This window comes from Rothia terrae, from assembly GCF_012396615.1.
Taxonomy (GTDB): Bacteria; Actinomycetota; Actinomycetes; order Actinomycetales; family Micrococcaceae; genus Rothia; species Rothia terrae.
Genome location: NZ_JAAXPV010000008.1, coordinates 1 through 21,016, shown reverse-complemented (window position 1 = coordinate 21,016; position 21,016 = coordinate 1). Strand labels below are relative to the sequence as shown.

Annotated in this window: 17 protein-coding genes and 1 tRNA gene; 13 read left to right on the top strand and 5 right to left on the bottom strand. The window is 51.3% G+C overall.

All coding sequences use genetic code 11. From position 1 onward, the window contains the following. Positions 1-51: 51 nt before the first annotated feature. The gene (locus HF984_RS05675; RefSeq protein WP_168614716.1) at positions 52-1,287 is read left to right on the top strand and encodes an Ig-like domain-containing protein; all 1,236 of its coding nucleotides are present in this window, start codon (positions 52-54) and stop codon (positions 1,285-1,287) included. A gap of 88 nt (positions 1,288-1,375) precedes the next feature. Beyond that, positions 1,376-2,542, top strand: a complete 1,167-nt coding sequence (locus HF984_RS11845) for a TIGR01906 family membrane protein (RefSeq protein WP_168614715.1) — start codon at positions 1,376-1,378, stop codon at positions 2,540-2,542. A gap of 141 nt (positions 2,543-2,683) precedes the next feature. Here the strand turns inward: HF984_RS11845 and HF984_RS05665 are convergent, their stop codons facing one another. Then, a complete protein-coding gene (locus tag HF984_RS05665; RefSeq protein WP_168614714.1) occupies positions 2,684-4,309 on the bottom strand; it encodes a dolichyl-phosphate-mannose--protein mannosyltransferase in 1,626 nt (541 codons plus the stop codon). Positions 4,310-4,437: 128 nt separating this feature from the next. Between HF984_RS05665 and rsmI the strand changes: the two genes are divergently transcribed. The 5 genes from rsmI to HF984_RS05640 all read left to right on the top strand — a co-directional run bounded on the left by rsmI (position 4,438) and on the right by HF984_RS05640 (position 9,049). Next, positions 4,438-5,337 (top strand): 16S rRNA (cytidine(1402)-2'-O)-methyltransferase, encoded by a 900-nt coding sequence (gene rsmI / locus HF984_RS05660; protein WP_343947476.1) that lies wholly within the window; start codon positions 4,438-4,440, stop codon positions 5,335-5,337. Positions 5,338-5,414: 77 nt separating this feature from the next. Continuing rightward, on the top strand, positions 5,415-6,488 hold the full coding sequence (locus tag HF984_RS05655) for a TatD family hydrolase (RefSeq protein ID WP_168614713.1): 1,074 nt from the start codon (positions 5,415-5,417) through the stop codon (positions 6,486-6,488). 19 nt (positions 6,489-6,507) lie between these two features. Then, positions 6,508-7,104: an arsenate reductase/protein-tyrosine-phosphatase family protein gene (locus tag HF984_RS05650; RefSeq protein WP_168614712.1), complete on the top strand. Its 597-nt coding sequence runs from the start codon at positions 6,508-6,510 to the stop codon at positions 7,102-7,104. A gap of 43 nt (positions 7,105-7,147) precedes the next feature. Continuing rightward, a complete protein-coding gene (gene rsmA, locus HF984_RS05645) occupies positions 7,148-8,035 on the top strand; it encodes a 16S rRNA (adenine(1518)-N(6)/adenine(1519)-N(6))-dimethyltransferase RsmA (RefSeq protein WP_400680757.1) in 888 nt (295 codons plus the stop codon). Positions 8,036-8,050: 15 nt separating this feature from the next. Further along, positions 8,051-9,049: a 4-(cytidine 5'-diphospho)-2-C-methyl-D-erythritol kinase gene (locus HF984_RS05640; protein ID WP_168614710.1), complete on the top strand. Its 999-nt coding sequence runs from the start codon at positions 8,051-8,053 to the stop codon at positions 9,047-9,049. Positions 9,050-9,072: 23 nt separating this feature from the next. Here the strand turns inward: HF984_RS05640 and HF984_RS05635 are convergent, their stop codons facing one another. Both HF984_RS05635 and HF984_RS05630 read right to left on the bottom strand, forming a co-directional pair. Continuing rightward, complete coding sequence (locus HF984_RS05635) at positions 9,073-10,182, bottom strand: glycosyltransferase family 4 protein (protein WP_168614709.1); 1,110 nt, start codon at positions 10,180-10,182, stop codon at positions 9,073-9,075. Between the two features lie 9 nt (positions 10,183-10,191). Next, entirely contained in the window at positions 10,192-12,021 is a 1,830-nt protein-coding gene (locus tag HF984_RS05630) for an ATP-binding cassette domain-containing protein (RefSeq protein ID WP_168614708.1), read from the bottom strand. A gap of 148 nt (positions 12,022-12,169) precedes the next feature. Between HF984_RS05630 and HF984_RS05625 the strand changes: the two genes are divergently transcribed. The 6 genes from HF984_RS05625 (at position 12,170) to HF984_RS05600 (ending at position 18,910) form a co-directional block, all read left to right on the top strand. Then, positions 12,170-12,241: transfer RNA gene (locus HF984_RS05625), tRNA-Gln, on the top strand. A 69-nt stretch (positions 12,242-12,310) separates the two neighbouring features. Then, a complete protein-coding gene (gene glmU, locus HF984_RS05620; RefSeq protein WP_168614707.1) occupies positions 12,311-13,792 on the top strand; it encodes a bifunctional UDP-N-acetylglucosamine diphosphorylase/glucosamine-1-phosphate N-acetyltransferase GlmU in 1,482 nt (493 codons plus the stop codon). Beyond that, positions 13,792-14,778: a ribose-phosphate diphosphokinase gene (locus HF984_RS05615; RefSeq protein WP_168614706.1), complete on the top strand. Its 987-nt coding sequence runs from the start codon at positions 13,792-13,794 to the stop codon at positions 14,776-14,778. The genes glmU and HF984_RS05615 overlap by 1 nt, the downstream gene beginning before the upstream one ends. A gap of 259 nt (positions 14,779-15,037) precedes the next feature. After that, positions 15,038-16,003 carry a glycosyltransferase family 2 protein gene (locus tag HF984_RS05610; RefSeq protein WP_168614705.1) on the top strand — a complete coding sequence of 322 codons (966 nt, stop codon included), beginning with the start codon at positions 15,038-15,040 and terminating at the stop codon, positions 16,001-16,003. Then, on the top strand, positions 16,000-17,088 hold the full coding sequence (locus HF984_RS05605; protein WP_168614704.1) for an acyltransferase family protein: 1,089 nt from the start codon (positions 16,000-16,002) through the stop codon (positions 17,086-17,088). Before HF984_RS05610 ends, HF984_RS05605 begins: the two co-directional genes overlap by 4 nt. A 10-nt stretch (positions 17,089-17,098) precedes the next feature. Next, positions 17,099-18,910, top strand: coding sequence for an ATP-binding cassette domain-containing protein (locus tag HF984_RS05600; protein WP_168614703.1), 1,812 nt, complete (start codon positions 17,099-17,101; stop codon positions 18,908-18,910). A 26-nt stretch (positions 18,911-18,936) separates the two neighbouring features. Here HF984_RS05600 and HF984_RS05595 read toward each other — a convergent pair whose 3' ends face one another. Next, a complete protein-coding gene (locus tag HF984_RS05595; protein ID WP_168614702.1) occupies positions 18,937-19,896 on the bottom strand; it encodes a glycosyltransferase family 2 protein in 960 nt (319 codons plus the stop codon). Then, positions 19,889-20,824: an alpha-1,2-fucosyltransferase gene (locus tag HF984_RS05590; RefSeq protein WP_168614701.1), complete on the bottom strand. Its 936-nt coding sequence runs from the start codon at positions 20,822-20,824 to the stop codon at positions 19,889-19,891. Before HF984_RS05590 ends, HF984_RS05595 begins: the two co-directional genes overlap by 8 nt. Between the last annotated feature and the right edge of the window lie 192 nt (positions 20,825-21,016).

Below are 21,016 nucleotides of genomic sequence, written 5' to 3'. Positions count from 1 at the left end.
GAACAGGTACTCACGGTTTTTACTGTGAGCTATTCGTGTAAAGGATTCAACGTGGCTTTTTCCCCCAAAGAGAGCATGGCGTCTCGCCGTCAGGCATTGGGTCTGTCGGCGCTCGGTTTAACCTCGGCGTTTGGGCTAGTAGCGTGTGGTTCGTCAGCAGACAACGCATCATCCTCTGCCTCTGCAACTCCGTCGGAGAAACCGAAGTACGCGGGTAAGGTCAGCGTTGTTCCTGAGAACGAAGCAACCGAGCATAATCCCACGCATCCGGCGACTGTAACCGGTGAAGAGGGAACCACCCTCAAATCGGTAAAGCTGGTGAATGACACTACTGGTGCCGAGCTCAAGGGCACATTGAGCGACGATAAAACTACGTGGACGTCCAGCGAAGACCTTGAATTCGATACTCAGTACACTCTGATGTACACCGCCATCGATTCCCAAAAGGTTGAGGGCAAGGGCGAGAGCACCTTTGGCACTGTAACTGCCGCTAACCAGGCAGACGCGTGGATTCCTAACGTTCAAGAGGGCGGCGTCTATGGCGTTGGCCAGATTCTTGAGTTCCACTTCTCAGAGCCTGTGGTCAATAAGGATGCGATTGAGAAGCTCATTAGCGTCACCGGCAAGGGTGTTGGCGAAGGTAAGATTCGCTGGTACTCAGATACCGTTGCACGCTGGCGTACCGAAGACTACCTTCCTGCGCGTACTGCCATTACCGCTAAAGCCAATATTCTGGGTGTTGACTTGGGCAACGGCATGATTGGTAACTCTAACCTCGTGGTGAACTTCTCCACGAGCGATAAGCGTTACGCACTTGCTGATAACAACACCAAGACCATGCAGATGTTCGTCAACGATAAGCTTGTGAACACTGTGCCTATTACTTTGGGTAACGAAGACTGGCCGTCCGTGGTGGGCAAGCTCGTGGTGATTGAGCAAGAGGCTACCTACAAGTTTGATCCGACGACGCTTGGACTGAAGAAGGGCGACCCTCACTGGTACGAGCCCTTTACCGCTCACAACACTTCTCGTCTGACTAATTCGGGTGTGTTCGTGCACCAGGCTCTGCCTTCAGCTTACGCATATGTGGGTGTCGGCAATGTTTCGCACGGTTGCTTGGGTATGATGCCCGCTGATGCCCAGTACTTCTTCGATACCTTCGATGTGGGCGACATCGTTGAAACCGTTAACACCGGCTACCCTATGGCTGATCCGGACAACGGCTACGGCGACTGGAATATCCCCTTCGCGTCCTACTCGGATGAGAACTATAAAGGTGACTGGTAAACCAAGCGCATAACATTTGTAGGTCTCCCGTGCACTAGCGCGGGAGACTTTTTAGATATCAGCGTAATCAGCAAGGAGAATCACTGCAGTGGCCCCTAACAATGAAGGACGCGAGTGGGAGAACCTCGCACCGGCAATTAATGATCATCAGGCCGATACTCCCTCTGGTGCTGGCGCCGATAAGGAGCAAGCAGCCGAGAGCGCGCGGGCTACCGATAAGCTTCTGCGCGCTCGTCGTGCTGAGACGGTTTCGGAGTCTGGTAAGACCGTTGACCGCCCGGCGGCATTGACGCACGACGTGGATGCTGCTGCTGAGCAGCCCCCGGTAGCCGAGGAAAATGATGGCTTAGCGACCGGTGAGGCTTCTACAGCTGACGAGGTGTCAGAAGGTCCCATTCAACATCGCGGGCAAGAATCTGACGTAGCGGCGGTGGCAGCTTCTACCGCTGCTCCCAAAACTCCTGCCAGCATCGCCGATCAGCAGACCGAAGCCGCTGAGCGTGCCAATGCTCGCGAGATTGCGGTGAACGACCGTCCGCGTTTCTTGCGTTTGCGACAGATCATTATCGCACTTGCTGTGCCGCTGGTGACGCTCGCTTTGTCAGTGCGCCTGATTGCAACCACGGGTTTCTTGTGGCTTGCCTACCATCGGCCGGGATTCCCCGCTGATTCTTACGGTTTTGACACTGCAGAGAGGATGCGTCTGGGATCTTACGGGCTCGAATACATTCTCAATTTTGCGCCCAGTACCTACCTCTCTGACCTCACCAACGCTCAGGGACACAAGTGGTTCTTGGCTAAAGAAGTTGCGCACATGACAGACGTCAAGCACGTGATGATTGTAGCGATGATTCTTGCAACCGTGTGGACGGCACTGGCTCTTTTCAGCTCACACAGCCTCAAAGAACGTGCCCCCGGTGCTATCCGCAAGAGCATCTTCGCGGGCTCATGGATAACCCTGGTACTCATGATTGCCCTTGGTGTTCTCGGTGCGCTGGGCTGGGAAAGCTTCTTTACCCGCTTTCACGAGCTCTTCTTCCCGCAGGGCAACTGGATGTTCCGCGCATCCGATACACTGATTCGTCTTTACCCGCCGCAGTTTTGGGTGGACGCGGGTATTGCGGTAGCGGCGCTGGCTCTGCTCTTCACGATTTTGGTCATGGTGCTGTCATGGCCCACGAAGTTCCGTCGTGAACGTGCCCGCAAGAATGCAGCGGATCGTTTAGCGCTCAAGCAGAAGCTCTCGCAGGACTAGGCAGGAGCACTTACTACACCGTGCTCACGCGGTTGATAACTGCCTCAGCATCACAAAAGCGTCGCGCTCCCCTGGAATATAAGGAGAGCGCGACGCTTTTATAATGTCACTCTTTTTCTACCGGGCTAGCTAACGCAACGGTTAAATCCACGCGTCAAACCACATACGCCAGCGCCAGTGCTCGTAGGGAATCACCTGAGCCGTCCAAATGGGCAGGAAGAAAATACTGAGCAGGAGGGCAACAATCAGATAAATGCCAACAACCCACAAACCGATCTTTCGGCGTCGTACGCTGTCGCTACGGCGGCCAAGAATAAGACCCAAAAGACCAGCCAACATGAGCACCATGTAGGGCTCGAATGAAAGAGCGTAGAAGAAGAACATGGTGCGGTGCGGGTACAAGAACCACGGGAAATAGCCCACCGCGAAAACAATCCATAGCGCGGTAAAACGCCAGTCGCGTCGAATCACCATGATGGCAAGAGCAAAGACCGCCGCGATAATAAACGACCACCAAATCAACGGGTTACCGATATTGAGAACAGCCGATGAACAGCTATCAACGGTGCACCCGTCAATGCCGTTTTTGGGGGATTCGTAGTAGTAAGAAGTGGGACGCGCAAGAATGAGCCACTTCCAGGCCGGCGACATGTAGGTGTGTTCAGAACTCAACCCCGTGTGGAAGGTATATGCGCTGACATGGTATTCCCATAAGGAGCGCAGGGGAGCGGGCAACCACTGGACGCCCTCACCTGGGTGCTCTTGCGCCCAGTTGCGGTGGTAGGCGGTGGAAGATGCTAACCAGCCGCTCCACGTCAGGACGTACCAGAAAATGCCGCAGATGATCATGTACACGAAGGCGAGAATACCGTCTTTAACGATGCCTGCCAGTAGCCAGTTTTTCACGCCCGCAATGCGTCGGGCGTTCATGTCCCATAGAACGGTGAGAATACCAAAGATGGCGATGAAGAACAGCGCATTCCACTTCACGCCTGCTGCCAGCGCGGCAGTAATACCCGCCGCAAAACGCCAGTACCGGAACTCAAGTATAGGGCCGAACTTCATGAAACTGTCAGCGGGAATACCGCCGTTTTCACGGGCATTTGCCGCAATCTTGGATGCGAGTTTTCGCCGCGCATGCGTCCTATCAGCCAGAAGTAACACGAAGGTGGCTAGCAACCAGAACATGAGGAAGATATCGAGCAGAGCAAAGCGCGATTGCACAAAGTGATGCCCGTCGATGGCAATGAGGAAAGCAGCTACGGTGGCTACTGAAACCGACCTAAAAAGCTGCCACGCTGCAATAGCAACCAGGGCAACCGAGAGCGTACCAATGAGTGCGGCACTAAAACGCCAGCCCACCGGGTTGTTATCCCCAAAAAGCATCATGCCAAAGGCAATCATCCACTTACCAACCGGTGGGTGAACCACGTACTCAGCAGAGCTCAAAATCCCTGTTGGGTGCCCCGCCACAAAGCTGTCGTTAGCGCCTTCGCTCCACCCGCGTTCGTAACCAAAGTGCAACAGCGAGTAAGCGTCTTTGGCGTAGTAGGTTTCATCAAAAACAACAGCATTGGGGTAGCCCAAATGCCAAAAGCGCATGACGCCGGCGAGTACGACAACCAAGAACGGTGCCAGCCAGCCGTTAGCGGGTAGTGCGATATCGGCAACTGCAAGACGCGCTCGCAGGGTTTTTTCGGTGAAAGCATCGCGTGCAGATACTACGCGTGGCACCTGAGAATTGGGGGATTGCGTGGAAGTAGACATCACCGCCTATGGTATCAAGCCGCCTAATTTTTCAGCGGTATCTGGCATGATGCGGGTCTTTTCTTCTTGGGGTGGCAACCGACTAGAATCGAACGGGTACAAGGTTTTAGACGATAAGGGGCGAAACAGTGAGCGAGACACTCGAAGAGTTTGACCAGCTCGATGACGGATACAGCACCGAAACCGCAGACGGCGGGGTGCTGGTGCTTGGCGGTACTCCTATCGGCAATTTGGGCGATGCTACTGATCGTCTCAAACACTATCTGGCAACTGCTGACCTAATCGCTGTTGAAGACACCCGCAAATTGCGCACGCTTGCCTCGGGTTTGGGCGTCAAAACGATCGGTCGAACTATCGTCAACCACGATCACAATGAATCTGAGCGTAGCGCGCAGATCGTGGAGGCTGTTGAGTCTGGTAAGACTGTTTTGTTGCTGTCGGATGCGGGTATGCCGACAGTTTCTGATCCGGGCTATGCTGCTGCGCAGGCTGTGGCGGACGCTGATCTACCGGTAACTGTTGCCCCTGGTCCTTCTGCGGTGCTCAGCGCCTTGGCAGTGTCTGGCCTACCTACTGGACGCTTTACTTTTGAGGGGTTTTTAGCGCGTAAGGGTTCAGATCGCGCCCGACGTTTGGCGTCGTTGGCGAATGAAGAACGCACTATGGTGTTCTATGAGTCGCCGCATCGCCTTGAAGCAACCTTGCGCGATTTTGCCTCGACTTTTGGCGAGGAACGCTGTGCCGTGGTTTGCCGTGAACTTACTAAACTGCACGAAGAAATTATTCGGGGAACGCTGGCTGAATTGGTGCAGTGGGCTGAAAATAATGAGCGTATTCGCGGTGAGATTGCAGTTGTCGTTGAAGGCGCGCCCGAACCAGAAGCGCAGTCGGCAGATAGTTTGACCGACCGCGTCCTCGCTCTGGTCGAAGACGGTATGCGCCTCAAAGCTGCCGCTGCACAAGTTGCCGCAGAAACAGGTGTGAGTAAGCGCGAGCTCTACGAAGCAACACTGGCGGCCCGAAACTAGACAGACGCTTGGGTAAGTATTTACTTGCCACTGAGCCGTTAGAGATAACTACCGAAGACCCGGTATGAAGGATTGATATGTGCACTTCAAAGAACCCGTGCATGAGCGAGAATGATGTGACTCAACTTGCCGAGCAGTTCAGCTTTACTCTGCCCACACAGCAGGAAATCAACGCGAGCATCTTCAGCACGAAAGCAACTGTCGAGGAGGGCGAAACTCCGCCTGCCTATGAAGCTGAGCGTTACAGCGTCGAAGGCGAAGAAAGCGGGGAAGGCACGCGACGTCGTTCAACCGAGGGCGACGGCGGCCGCAAACGCAACCTCGTGTTCCCACCAGCACCGGCTCCCTTGCCGCATCCCATCATGGATAATCACACCCACATGGACTTGCTGGACGGCGAGGTCGAGGTTTCCGTTCACGACGCGCTTGATACCGGTGCCGCACTGGGTATTGAGTCAGTGGTGCAGGTTGGATGCGATATCCCTTCAAGCCTCTATGCCGTGAAGGTCGCCTCCGTAGAGCCACGCGTCCTAGCAGCCGTTGCACTACACCCCAACGAGGCTCCGAAACTCGCTGAAACCGGTGAACTCGATCGCGCATTGGCAGCCATCGAAAAAATGGCGTCACACGAGCGCGTGCGTGCCATCGGTGAGACCGGCTTAGACTACTTCCGCACTGGCGAAGACGGTAAAGACGCACAGCAGTACAGCTTCCGCGAGCACATCCGCATCGCCAAAAAGCACGGTAAAGCACTACAAATCCATGACCGTGACGCCCACGATGACGTTGTGCGCATCCTCAACGAAGAAGGCGCACCAGAGAAAGTAGTTTTCCACTGCTACTCCGGTGATGCCGAGCTTGCCGAAATCTGCAATACCAACGGCTGGTACATGAGCTTTGCAGGTACCGTCACCTTCAAAAACTCTCACGGTATTCAAGAATCCCTGAAAATCGCGCGTCCTGAGCTCGTCCTCGCCGAAACCGACGCACCTTTTTTGACCCCGCACCCCTTCCGCGGCCGCCCTAACGCGTCCTACATGGTCAACTACACCGTGCGTTTTATGGCGCAACACCGCGAACAAGACCTTCAAGGACTCTGCCGCACCATCTACGAGAACACGCAGCGCGTCTACGGCAGCTGGGCAGACTAAAAGCAAAAGAAAAACAAGCATGTCTAAATTCAACGTTGCGTCCTTACTCAAGCGCAAGGACGCCCCCGCCCCGGTCATCGACCAAGACCGCAACACTATCTTGTTCGTGTGCACCGGAAATATCGCACGCAGCGCATCAGCAGAACTCATTGCCCGCCACCGCGATATCAACGACGGTTGGCGCTTCGACAGTGCAGGCGTAGGCGCCGTCGTCGGCTCCGGCGTAGCCCCCGATATTGACCGTGAACTCGTGCACCGCGGCATCAACATTCGCGGTTACCGTGCCAAGCAGATGACGTGTGCGCTCGCAGAAAATGCGGCGCTCATTGTAGCGATGGATAGTACCCATCGCCAGTGGCTCATCCGTGAGTTCCCGCAGTTTCACCGCAAAGTAGTCCTGCTTAAACAGATTCAGCGGGCGTACGCAGGTGGCGGTGAAGGCAACGATGCGCTGGGTTATCTCACCACTCTCAACCTGCTCGAAATCCCTGAAGATTCCATCGCGGACCCCTTCAGGCTCGGCCCGCAAGCCGCGAAGAAAGCGGTGGAAGAAGTCGAGGCAGGACTAGACATCTTGTTGCCCTGGCTCGGTACACGTAACGCGCCGCAAGCATAAGCTACCAGTACAGCATCCTCAATAACCCCTACTTTTAGCTAGAATAGAGCCCGTGATAGAACAGCAACTTCTTGGCCCACAGGAGATCCGCGAACTGGCGGATGTACTGGGCATACGTCCGACCAAAACCCTCGGTCAGAACTTCGTAATCGACCCCAACACGATTCGTCGCATTATTGCAACGGCTAATATCGACAGTGACGAAACTGTGCTTGAAGTTGGGCCGGGCTTGGGTTCATTGACGCTGGGTATTTTGGATGCCGCCCGCGACATGGTTGCTGTTGAAATTGACCCGCCACTGGCGCAACAATTACCTGCGACAATCGCTAAGTTCCGTCCAGGTTCAGAGGCTCGCATTGATGTGGTGCTGAACGATGCGATGCGCGTGATGGAGTTGCCCAAGACCCCCACCGCTTTGGTCGCAAACCTGCCCTATAACGTGGCTGTGCCGGTGCTCATTCACTTGCTGAGGCAGTTCCCGTCCATCGACCACGCTTTGGTTATGGTGCAGGATGAAGTTGCCGACCGTCTTGCTGCAAAGCCCGGTTCTAAGATTTACGGTGTTCCCAGCGTCAAAGCTAACTGGTTCTGCGAGGTGTCGAAGGCGGGTGTTATCGGCACCAATGTTTTCTGGCCTGCGCCAAAGATTAAGTCTGGGCTGGTGGCCTTTAAGCGTCGCCCTGAGTTGCTGTCTGATGTGCCGCGCGAAGATGTTTTTGCCATTATTGATGCCGCGTTCGCTCAGCGCCGTAAGACGTTGCGCGCAGCACTCGGTGGCTGGGCGGGTAGCTCTGCCCGCGCCGGTGAGATTCTTGAGGCTTCGGGCATTGACCCCACGCTCCGCGGTGAGAAGCTGGATATTCACGATTTTGTGAAAATCGCTGAGGCCGCCCATGATTTCCCTTCGCAATCTGAGACTGAATCTCGCTAAGGAGAGCTAGACGAAATGAGTTCTGACAGTACCAGCGTTGAGGCGTTAGCCCCCGGAAAAGTAAATCTATTTTTCGCGGTGGGTGGCGTGAGAGGAGATGGCTACCACCCGGTGGCTAGCCTGTATTCTGCAGTGTCGATGTATGAGCGGGTGGTGCTGACCCCAACACAGCGTCGCGGCATCACTGTATCGGCATCTATTGCTGAGGGCTCTTTGCTGGATCAGATGGCGCAAGCAGGCGAGTTTGATTTATCCGTTGTGCCGTTGAATAACAAGAATCTTGCCTCCAAGGCAGCTGAGCTTATTTTGCTGGAGCAGAATCTGACGGTGCTTGATGTCAGCCTCGATATTCACCTGGTGAAGGCTGTGCCTGTTGCCGGTGGCATGGGCGGTGGTTCTGCGGACGCCGCGGCTACCTTGCGCGCAATGAACGAGTACCTGGTACGTGCAGGGCTCGTGGATGCGCCGGTGGCTGAGCCTCGCATCCTTGAAATTGCGGCTACCTTAGGTGCCGACGTGCCCTTCGCATACGCTGGCGGACTGGCCATTGGCATGGGCGTAGGTGATGAACTCACGCACATCGAGTCTGAGGGTAGCGAAGATAGCGCCTTGAATCTTGTGATGGTCGCATCGACCACCGGGCTTTCAACGCCAGCTGTTTTCGCTGAACTTGATGCAGGACGCGAGCAGAATAAGTACCCTGCACCGGGGGAGCTGAACGTACCTGAGGAACTACTGGAGGCACTCACCTCAACAGGCGCGCCGATTGCTCGTTTGCACGAAATTTCGCGGTATTTGCGCAATGATTTGCAACAACCAGCATTAACTTTGCAACCTGAATTAGCAAAGACGCTGGGATTTCAAGACGCACAAATCGTGGCGTCCTTCGTGTCAGGCTCCGGCCCAACCATCGCCCTGCTCATGGAAAGCGAGGCGGACGCCGAAGCACTCGCTAAATCTTTGCGCCGACGCGGACGCTACGCGGTAGCGGTGAAAACACCGGCGGAGGGTTAGCGGGTTCAAATCCGCTGATTTAGTTAATTTATTTCATTAACCACATTGAGCAATTCGCGAGACCAGGAGTCCCAATTCATGCGTTGAGAATAGTCTTTTAGACAATGAGCTGAGAACTCTTGTAACGAAGATTGAGAGAGTGAACTCATTAGGTGCGATAAATGATTATTCGGCGATCTAAGATTCTCAATGAGAAAGCCCGTCACTCCGTCTTGAACAAGCGTAGGTACTCCACCAACGTTTGTGGCGATAACGGGGAGCCCGTGGGCGATAGCGTCTGTAATAACCACCCCGCCTGCGCTGGCTTGCGTTGGTTCTACAAGAACATCGTGAGAAAAATACTGTATGGAAAGCTCTTGGCGGCTGAGGCGTCCAAGAAAATTTACCCACTCGGGTAATCCGCTCGCAGGTTTTTGCCCCACAACAGTCAGGGTAATTTTTCTTTTAGTGCGGGCTTCTGCAACGGCGGTCAGCACCGTGTCTCCGCCCTTACGCTTCCAATCCGAAGCAATAAATAAAACTCTTAGCTCTTCGTGTTCTTCTCTAACAGGAGGCTGGCTAACAGGGAGAGTCCCAGGCCCAAAAGGGGCAACCGTGATTTTCCCTGAAGCAAGGCCGAGGTCTCTCATGAGTACATCAGCCGACCAATCGCTAGCCACCACATAATGGTCGCTCTTACGCGACGAAAGGTAATCTACAGCTTTTCCCTGATAGAAAGATAACCTTGAGAGTTGCCCATTGCGGTAGTAAGAGCGGCTCATCGCTTCAAACGATGAATCCGTGACCTGTATTAGCGGTCTATCTTTAGGGATAAGTAAACTCTGAGAAGAAGCCGCAAGCGAGATCAACGCATCGCAATCACTAAGCTTCTTTTGTACAAGTTGCGCCGTAAGACGACTTTGTTGAGTGGCTGTAGTTAGCGCGTGAGAAGGTAGGTAAGTTTTGTGAAGAATACTTCCGCTGGCTTTAGTAAGACCTCGGTCAATAAAAGCATCGGAGGTTTTAGGAACCTGAACCGCAGAAACTTTGGTGTGAGCCGATAATGCTTGTACCGAATGATGCGCAACCCCGGACCACGCATATTCATCCGTAAAATCCCAGGGCGAGAAAATTCCTAATCTTGGTAAAGACATGATTAATCTTTAGTCCACAACCTCCGACAGCTCCATCCAGCGCGTTTCTAGCTCTTCTACCTCATCATCAAGTTGTTGAAGTTTGGTGCTGAATTCTGCCAGCCCGGTGTAGTCAGACTGGTCGTGCTGCGCCATCTGCTCGTGCAACTTCTCTTTTTGATCGGAGAGTTTGGTGAGCTTGCGGTCAATCTGGTTCATTTCTTTTTGAGCCGCACGAATTTCAGCACCGGATGCCTTGGGCGCGTTACCCTGAGCAGCTCCTTGCTTTTCCAGCGGCGACGATGAGGTGACGGTGCCTGCACCGCGTCCTGCCGCACCTGCTGAAGAAAGCTGCAGATATTGCTCTACACCGCCGGGCAGATGGCGGAAGGTGCCATCGATGATGGCGTACTGTTGATCCGTTACACGTTCCATGAGATAACGGTCGTGCGAGACCACGAGCAAAGTGCCAGGCCACGTATCCAGCAAATCTTCCATTGCCGCGAGCATATCGGTATCAAGGTCGTTAGAAGGCTCGTCGAGGATGAGTACGTTGGGTTCATCTAACAGAATCAGAAGGAGCTGAAGACGGCGCTTCTGACCGCCGGAAAGATCCCTCACCGGGGTAGAAAGCTGCGCCGATGTAAAGCCCAGGCGCTCCAAGAGCTGTCCGGGGGTCATTTCTTTACCGTCGGTAACGTAAGAAGTTTTCTTACGCCCAATCACATCTGAGACGCGGTCGTTCTCAACGTCTTTGAGCTCGTCAAGCTGCTGGGTCAAAGTCGCCACTACAACAGTTTTGCCGTGCTTGACGCGTCCTGAAGAAGGCTGCGTAGCACCTGTCACGAGACCGAGCAGAGTGGATTTACCGGCACCATTAACGCCCATAATGCCGGTACGCTCGCCAGGGGCGATGCGCCAGGTGACCTTCTTGAGCACGTCACGCTTGCCATTGGGTTGCGTTGGGTCATCGTATGAAACATCAACGTTTTCAATATCGACAACGTCTTTGCCCAGACGCGAGACAGCCATCTGAGACAGCTCAACCTTGTTGCGAACCGGCGGAACATCGGCGATCAAAGCGTTTGCCGCGTCAATGCGGAACTTAGGCTTTGAAGTTCGTGCGGGAGCGCCACGGCGCAACCACGCAAGCTCCTTACGCATGAGGTTCTGACGCTTTGCTTCTGTGGCGGCAGCCTGGCGGTCGCGTTCTACTCGCTGCAAGATGTAGGCGGCGTAACCACCTTCAAAAGGTTCAACAATGCCGTCGTGAACTTCCCAGGTGTCAGTGCAGACTTCGTCTAGGAACCAACGGTCGTGAGTTACGGTGAGCAAGCCACCAGCATTCTTGTTCCAACGGTTTTTGAGGTGCTGAGCAAGCCAAGTAATTGCTTCAACATCGAGGTGGTTAGTGGGCTCGTCGAGCATGAGCACATCCCAGTCACCCGCTAGCAAAGCGGCAAGAGCAACGCGTCGTCGCTGACCACCGGAGAGCGATGCAACGGACGCGTTCCAGTCGAGGTCTGATACTAGACCGGAGATAACGTCGCGAATCTGCGGGTTAGATGCCCACTCGTATTCCGGGGTATCTCCCACAATGGCGGTGCCTACCGTGTGCTCATTATCAAGAACGTCTGACTGATCAAGATAGCCGATGCGGGTGCCGCCGCGAACTGTGACCTTGCCGGAATCAGGGGTCAAGCGTCCGCCCAAAAGCTTGAGTAGCGTTGATTTACCATCGCCGTTGCGACCGACAATGCCGATGCGGTTGCCTTCATTGAGGCCAACGGTGATGCCTGAGAATACAGTGCGGGTAGGGAATTCGAGGTGCAGCGCTTCGCCGCCTAGTAGATGTGCCACCCTCTAAGGGTACTAGGTATGTCTATGGCATAAACATCCTGTGAGATAAGTTTCCTCCGTGACTTTGAGAGTCAAGCTTTGGGGAACACCGTATGTTTTGGTAGTATTTTCATCTGTTGGTTGAGTAACCGCTTACTTTTCCAGCTAATCCGCCATGGTGTAATCGGCAACACAGCGGCCTTTGGAGCCGTTATTCTAGGTTCGAGTCCTAGTGGCGGAGCAAGACTTTCACGTTTACCTTCCGATAACGTGCAAGTGCTCCCAACTGATTTATAGGAGTTCCTTGACTGTGACTACCGCAGCAAACGTTCCATCTGCTGTTATCGTTCTGGCTGCTGGGGCTGGAACTCGCATGAAATCCGCAACTCCCAAGGTAATGCACCCCATTGGTGGCCGTTCCATGGTTGAGCACGCGGTAGCTGTTGCTCGTGAACTTGATCCCAAAAATTTGGCTGTTGTTGTGCGTCACCAGCGTGATAAGGTGGCTGAGCATGTTTCAGCTTTTGACTCAGCTGCAACCATCGTTGATCAGGATGATATTCCCGGTACCGGACGCGCTGTTGAAGTGGGTCTGTTGGGTCTGGACGCTGAGGGTAGCGAAGTAGAGGGCACCGTCGTTGTAACCTATGGCGATGTTCCCTTGCTCAAGACCGAGACTTTGCGCAAGCTGATTGCTTTTCATGAAGAAGGCAAAAACGCTGTTACCGTTTTGACCACCAACTTGGATCAGCCCGGTTCATACGGCCGCATCGTGCGTAACGAAGCTGGTGAAGTCACCGCTATCGTTGAGGCAAAGGACGCTACTCCAGAGCAGCTGGCGATTACCGAAATTAACTCTGGCATTTACGCATTTGATGCAAAGGTTTTGCGCGACTCACTGACTCGTGTCACTACCGACAATGCACAGGGCGAAAAGTACATCACCGACGTTCTGGCAATCGCTCGTCAAGATGGCTTCCGCACTCTTGCACTCGACATCGATGATCGCTGGGAAGTTGAAGGCGCAAACGATCGTGTTCAGCTGGCTCAGCTGGGGCGTAAGCTCAACGAGCGTCTGACTGAGATGCATATGCGTAACGGCGTGACCATCGTTGACCCCGAAAGCACCTGGATTGACGTTACCGTCACCATCGAAAACGATGTCACCATTCTTCCTGGTACTCATCTGCAGGGAACCACTCACATCGCAACTGGTTCGGTAGTCGGCCCCGACACCACCCTCAAGAACGTCAAGGTGGGGGAGAACGTCAAGATTTCCCGTACCGAGGGTTCTGACTCAGAAATCGCAGCCGATGCAACTGTTGGCCCCTTTGCTTACCTGCGTCCCGGCACCAAGCTCGGTGTTAAGGGCAAGATCGGTACCTTCGTAGAGACTAAGAATACTGAAATCGGCAACGGTTCTAAGCTTCCTCACCTCTCATACGCAGGCGATGTCACTATCGGCGAAAACTCTAACATCGGTGCGGCATCTGTATTCGTTAACTACGATGGCGTCAATAAGCACCGCTCAATCGTTGGCAACAACGTTCGTATGGGATCAGACAACATGTACGTTGCTCCCGTAAACGTTGGTGACGGAGCTTACTCTGGCGCTGGTACAGTAATTCGTAAGGACGTCCCCGCTGGTGCCCTGGCGATTAATGAAGCTCCTCAGCGCAATATCGAGCGCTGGGTAATTGAAAAGCGTGCTGGAACCGAGGCAGCAGAGGCAGCACTTGCTGCTGAAGCGAAGGGTTCAGCGTCCTCAGCTAAGGAAAGCGACAACCAGTAATGACTGAGATTACGAATCCGGGCGAAAAGAAGATGGCGTTGGTCTCTGGCCGCGCGCATCCTGAACTTGCAGAACAGATCGCTGCAGAACTCGGTAACGAGGTTCTGCCCAGCTCTGCTTACACTTTTGCTAACGGCGAGACCTACGTTCGTTTTGAAGAGTCCGTTCGCGGTAAAGACGCCTTCGTGATTCAGTCTCACCCGGCACCGATTAACGATGCCATGATGGAACAGCTGATTATGATTGACTCGCTCAAGCGTGCATCAGCTCGTTCAATCACCGTGGTTTCACCGTTCTACCCTTATGCACGTCAGGACAAGAAGCACAAGGGCCGTGAGCCTATCTCAGCTCGCCTCATGTCTGATTTGTACAAGACTGCTGGCGCTGACCGTTTAATGAGCGTTGACCTGCACACCGCGCAGATTCAGGGTTTCTTTGACGGTCCCGTTGATCACCTGATGGCTATTCCGCTTCTTGCAGACCACATCAAGAGCCGCGTGGACGACGTTAATAACGTCACCGTGGTTTCACCCGATACCGGTCGCGTGCGTGTGGCGGAGCAGTGGGCTGAACTGCTGGGGGGTGCACCTCTTGCGTTCGTTCACAAGACTCGTGACGTTAACGTACCCAACCAGGCTGTTTCAAAGACCGTTGTAGGCGACGTTGAAGGACGCGTCTGTGTGCTTATCGACGACATGATCGATACCGGCGGAACCATCGCTGGCGCTGTCAAGGTTCTCAAGGACCGTGGTGCTAAGGACGTTATTATCGCGGCAACTCACGCTGTGTTCTCATCACCTGCAGCAGAGCGCCTGGGCAGCTGCGGCGCAAGCGAAGTAGTTGTTACCAACACCCTGCCGCTTCGTGAAGACCAGATGTTCGATAACCTGACCGTCCTGTCAATTGCGCCCCTGATTGCCCGCGCAATCAAGGAAGTCTTCGACGAAGGCTCAGTGACCAGCCTGTTCAACGGGCGTTCGAACTAGCTATTTACCTGTAAGGCCCTCGAGCATTTCAATTGCTCGGGGGCCTTATTAATAGTCCAAGAGAATTTGTTATGTGACTAGGCCGATAAATAGATATGTTATTGGAAAGTAACTTATCTTTTACCTGAGCAGGTGATATCGCATCGGCAGGACACCAATAGAAAATAATACTGAAAGTTTCTCAACCTTGAGTAAACTTACACTTAGCGCACCTTAGTACGACGCTATGTATTTCCCCCGCCCAAAAGAGTAATTCCGTATGTTGAAGTTTTCCGCCATCCGTACCGAGCTTGGCCAGATAAGTTATTCCTGCAAACAACGAGCCTCGGTGAGCGCCGTAGCAGATCAAATAAAGGCTTCACGCGGTTTTATTACTGAGACGAGGATGCCAACTTTTGCTTCCACCCGCGGCTCTGTCTGGGGTATTGCTATGGTCAAAAATGAGTTGGACGTTTTGCCCTACGTTGTTGAACACCTTCTGGCGCAAGGAGTGGACTATTTACTTATTGCAGATAATCTCTCTGATGATGGCACTTTTGAATATCTAGTAGATCTTGCTAATCGTGACTCAAGAATTATTGTGTTGCGTGATAGCACGGTAGCTTATCTTCAATCGGAAAAAATGACGCACCTTGCTTTCCTTGCGTGGAGTAGGGGAGCAAGATGGGTAGTTCCGTTTGATGCAGATGAGTTTTGGTATGCGCAAGATGGCACTTTGAAAGATTTTTTCCTTCACTGCCCTGACTTTGTTGTGTATGCGCATCTTCATCACACTGTCCCGACGCAGGATTCTCCATTTGACCTAATAAATACTGAATTAATGATGGATAGTGCTAATTCATTCCCCGGAAAGATTGCTTTTCGTGCGCATCCTTTGGCTGTAGTAGTACGAGGTAACCATGATGTTGCGCGCCTTGGCAGTCGTAGCACTGGACTAGATATCGTTCATCTGATTTACCGAGGTAAAGACCAAATCCGTCGTAAGTTTGCACAGGGATTTGAAGGTGCCGAGCAGACTGGGCGTGACACAAGTATTATTACCCCTCATTGGGCAGCTGGAGCGGGACTTACCTATCAGGACATTGCGGACGTATGGAAAAAAATTGTGGCGGGAAAACCTGAGCCAAGAATCCATTTCAAAGCCGAGGGACCGATGAGAACTGGACGTTTTCTCCGCGCTAAAACTTGGCAAGGCGTAGTTGATATGATGCAGGGAGATCGGTGATTAACGTGCCCGTCAGACGTTTGGATTCTTTGACTCAAATCAGAGCATTTGCTGCCCTATTTGTCTTTGTATATCACATCAACCACAATACCCAATGGCTTCCCCACAAGGAGCTATTTTCAGTAGGGTATGTGGGTGTCTCTCTCTTTTTTGTGCTATCAGGTTTTGTGCTGACCTGGTCTTATGAACCTTCAATGAAACCGAAGACATATTATATTCGCCGAGGAGCTAGAATCTATCCTCTTCATTTGTTTTTTCTATTTCTAGCTCTGCTATTGCCTGTAATTTCGTATAGCAGAAATATTCTCAGCTTATTTCCCAATATCTTGCTAATTCAAAGTTGGATTCCTGATTGGGGATATGTATTTTCGTATAATTCTGTAAGCTGGTCTCTCAGTTGCGAAGTGTTCTTTTATGCTTTGACACCATTTATTTTGAAGTATCTGTATAGCTCTACTGGTAAGAGGAATCCCTTAGTTTCTCTTCTTACAGTTAGTCTTTGTATCGTTTTTGCTTCAACGATGTTATCGGTGCAGTCTAACTATGTAGACGTCCTTACATACGCTCATCCTATTGCACGTTTACCTGAATTTATATTGGGAGTTGCGACCGCATACATAGTTCGGCAACTGATGGAGAACTCTGGTGCTGGAGACATCACCAGGTTTAAATCTTTAGCCCTCATTATGGGCGCTGGTTTAGTATCCCTGCTGATAGTGTATATTCTGTCTAATTTACAACTTAACCAGACTATGACTAGTTATATTTGCACACCGTCATTTGCTTTACTGATTGCCATGTGTGCCTTTAACGATGTTAAACGATCGCAGGGAAATAAATTTTCTAAAAAGCCAATTTTTCATAAAATTCTGGTTAAAGCAGGAGAAATAAGCTTTGCGTTTTATCTAGCTCATGAATTAGTTATTGTTAACTTAGAATGGGTAGCGTCCTTATCGCAATGGCAACTATCAGGAATGGTGCTAGCATGCTTGGCTCTGATTCTATCCGCATTGATTGCTGCTATGGCTCACGTTCTCATCGAAAAGCCTGCCCATAGAGCTATAGTTCTTCATACTGGAAAGTAGGCATAATACTGTGTCTTTGATTTACCAGCGAATGCGCTTGTTGTTTCCGGGTAAAAAATTTTACATCCTAATTATTAACGTTTTGGCGCTCTTTTGTGTGGCACTGCTCGATATGGTCGGCATTGCCGTCATTATGCCTATTATCCAGCTAGCAACAGATGAAGAACTTACGGGATATTTGCAACGTATTTCTCAGCTGCTTGGCAACCCTGCGCGCGAAACGCTTATTCTTTATATGAGCGTATTCCTTGTACTGAGCTTTGTGTTTAAGGGGATCTTTTCTCTCGCCGTTAAGTGGTGGAGTACTGGCTTCACCTCCCATCAGCAAGCAGCTACTTCTGTTGCCCTGTTGCGAAGGACGATGCACGAACCCTACCTCGTATACCGGACTCGTACTACTGCTGAGGTTTTGCGAACAATTAACGATGCCACTGGGCAAGCGTATACCGCTTACGCGGGAGGGGTTCTGGCAGCTTGTGGTGAGCTATTCAGCATCATTACCCTGCTCGGTTTATTACTTGCTGTTATGCCCACAACTGCTTTATTAGCCTTTACTTACTTTGGAATAGTAGCGTTTCTGCTTCAACACTTCCTGCGTAAAAAGAACACCGTGCAAGGTGTAAAAACCATGGAAGCCTCTGTGGCAGCTATGAACACAGCACTCGAATCAATCGTTGGTTTCCGTGAAAACCGGATGCATGGTGTCACCGACCGTTATGTGTACAAGTACCAGACGAAGCGCCTAATAGCGGTTGATGCATCTCGCAAATCTGCTTTCTATCAAGATGTTCCTAAATATCTATTGGAGATTATTTTTATTGTAGGTATCGCTCTAATTTTAGGCTATCTTGTTGCTAAAGATGGCGTCTCATCGGCGCCCTATTTGCTTCTCTTCGCCGGTGCATGCGTGCGCGTTTTGCCAAGTTTTACCCGCCTTGTAGCGTCACTTGGTAATGTTCGTATCGGTTCTAAAGCTATGGAGATCGTAGAAGAGGAACTGCATCGGATGAACGGGAATGAACCGTTAGAGTTGCTATCCGGTGAGCCTACTATTGGGTCTTTTGCTCTTGTGAATCAACAATCGCAACCTGTAACACTCGATGTTAAAAATCTTTACTTTAGATATCCTGATAGCGATAAAGAGGTGCTATCAAATATTAATCTTCGAGTTCCTCATGGCTCTTCACTTGCGTTTGTCGGAAGCTCTGGTTCTGGCAAAACAACCCTTGTCGATCTCATTCTGGGGCTTTTTACACCTACTGCTGGTGAGATTTTCTGTAACGGGAAACCTATCAGTGCAGATTTATCTGGATGGTTCTCACACGTAGGCTACGTACCTCAAAACGTATTTTTGGGGGATTCGACTATTAAAGAAGCTATTGCTTTTGGTCTTAAAGACGAGGAAATCGATGAGAAACGCGTTTGGGAATGCGTTCGTATGGCAGAACTTGAAGACGTTGTGAACTCCATGGAACATGGACTCGACCAGATGATTGGCGAGCATGGAACAAGGCTTTCAGGTGGCCAACGTCAGCGTCTTGGAATCGCTCGCGCTATCTATCGTCGTCCTTCTTTGCTTGTGCTCGATGAGGCCACCTCTGCGTTAGATAATGATACCGAGCATAAAATTACGCAGGCTATCAACAAGCTCTCTCAGGAAATCACAGTCATTGTGGTTGCTCACCGTCTTTCAACGGTACGGAACGTAGACCAGCTAGTTTTTCTCTCACAGGGCAGAATCCAAAATATCGGTACGTTTGAGCAGGTTTATCAAGCAAACTCAGAATTTGCTCATCTTGTTGAGCTTGGCAAGCTCGGATAAATCGGAACACCCTCTGTTCGACGGACTCACAGGTCCTGGTTGCTTATACCAAGATCTGACCAGCTACCAGGAACTTCGGCTTTTAGAGGGCGTAACGTACCTGTTGGGCGCCAAGCGAGCGCATCGGGGACGTCTTCTCCGCTTATCAACTTATTCCATACATCCTCTAGCTCTTGATCACTATATTGCCCCAAGGCACGCCAGTGGTAGCCTTTTTCTGCTGCAATATCTGTTAAGCTCAGGCTCTGCGCTCCTTCACTTAGCTTTCGCTTAAACTGTTCAAATGAGCGCCAAGGGCGATGCAAAATTGCTATCTCACCGTTAGCTGGGAGACCAGGTCTCAGCACCGAATGATTGCCCATCTCAATTACTGCACCTTCGAAAGCTCGGAAACAAATTTTGCCTTCCGCGTGAGGCTGACTATCAAGAGCCCAACTACCCTGTTCTAGCGGGAACTGGTTATAAATGGGCGCATACAAAACTGAGCTGGTGTTCTTGCGGAGTAGTGTATCTAACGGTTGTCTCACTCCATACCAGAATTCGTCGGCGTCAAAAGGAATGACCCATTCAGCACCAACGTTGACTACTTGATCCGCTAACCATGTCATTTTCTCAGACTGGTAGTAGGCCTTTTCACGGTCCCTACCAAGATAAATCGGATATTTTTCACTCAGCCGTTCTAAAACCTCGTAGGTGTCGTCGGTGGAATCGTTGTCTACAATCAGTGCAGCATCTATGCCCTGGTGAAATAGATGGGTCACTGTCTGTTCAATAATATCCGCCTCATTTTTGACCATTGCGATTGCCCATATCTTATGGCCATTTGGCAAAAAGGGAATAGTAAAAGTCGAAGATAAAGAAGAATAGATGTTCTTGAATTCTTGGCTAGAACGAATATTCTGGGCTTGTTTTGCGCGTTGAGCATTGAGAGACTCAAGATAACGACGATGTTTGAGGTCACGTGCTTTTTGTAAAATATTAATCATCTTGCTCGATCCATGCAGAACCAATTGAAGTAATCTGAACCCAATCCGGCATATGTTGAATAGGGGATTGCGGCTGGTAAAGACTCGTAGAACTTGCTGAGTGGAAAGCAGGTGCGACAGTAAGGGGCTTGTTAACGCAGTGCGCGATGTATCCGCCCCAGTAGCTAAACGTTGAATTAGTCAGTATTAGTGCTGGGGCAGCCGCCATCATTGCCAAGTCGTCGTACATCGTTGACCCATACTTAGTAAAAGAAGTAGGAGCAATGTCTTTGAGGAAATCCAAATTTTCTGAACACCATTTGAGGTCATCAGACACGATAAATATTGAGCTGGGAGTATAAAGAGAAAGCGCTTTCTCTAAAGCGGTATGAACATACCTAACCGTCGGTATGCCGTATTCCGATTTAATCTCAGGTACCGAATAATAATCTCCGCGTCTGATATTTATTACAAGACTATTTTTGCCTAGATACTTTTGAGCGTTGGTGACTCTCTCGAAGAATCGAGGCGAAGACAGCAGATACTCAGAAATGAATCTGCGATGCAATTCAGCTGGAAAATGTTCCTCTAAATTTTGGTGGAAGGCAATGGAACGTTGACTTCTAAATTTAACGTGGTCCTTAGATGCAGTGAGCTCTTTCAGCTTGGGGAATTCTTCGATCCACGGTTCCATGCTCGTTTCAAACACCAGGAAGTATTTTTCCCCGTGCTGTTGCATAACGTAGGCTTTAAGCCATTCATATAACCAGTTTCCACCTCTGGCTAGGGGCGGTGAGAACATATAGTGTTCGGGTCCCGTGCGAACTTTCGAAAGAAGTTTTGCTAGATACTTACGTCCTGTGGCTTTAAGCTGAGTGTACTTTTGGGCCTGCCACGATTTTTTGGGTACGTGTTTTAAACGTTTAGCTTCAGCAGCTGAATCCGTCATGAACGGTTGTCCTCGCAATCACACTCAAACATTGTATATTCAATAAAAACCATAAATAATACTTGGAGGCTTATTCAAAAGTAGGAACACACCCACACCCCACCAACTAGACAACGGCCCCACCAGCGGCAAAAATAAGAGGATTAAATCACTACAAATAACCTCAAACCATACCGGAAGAACCGTTGCTCC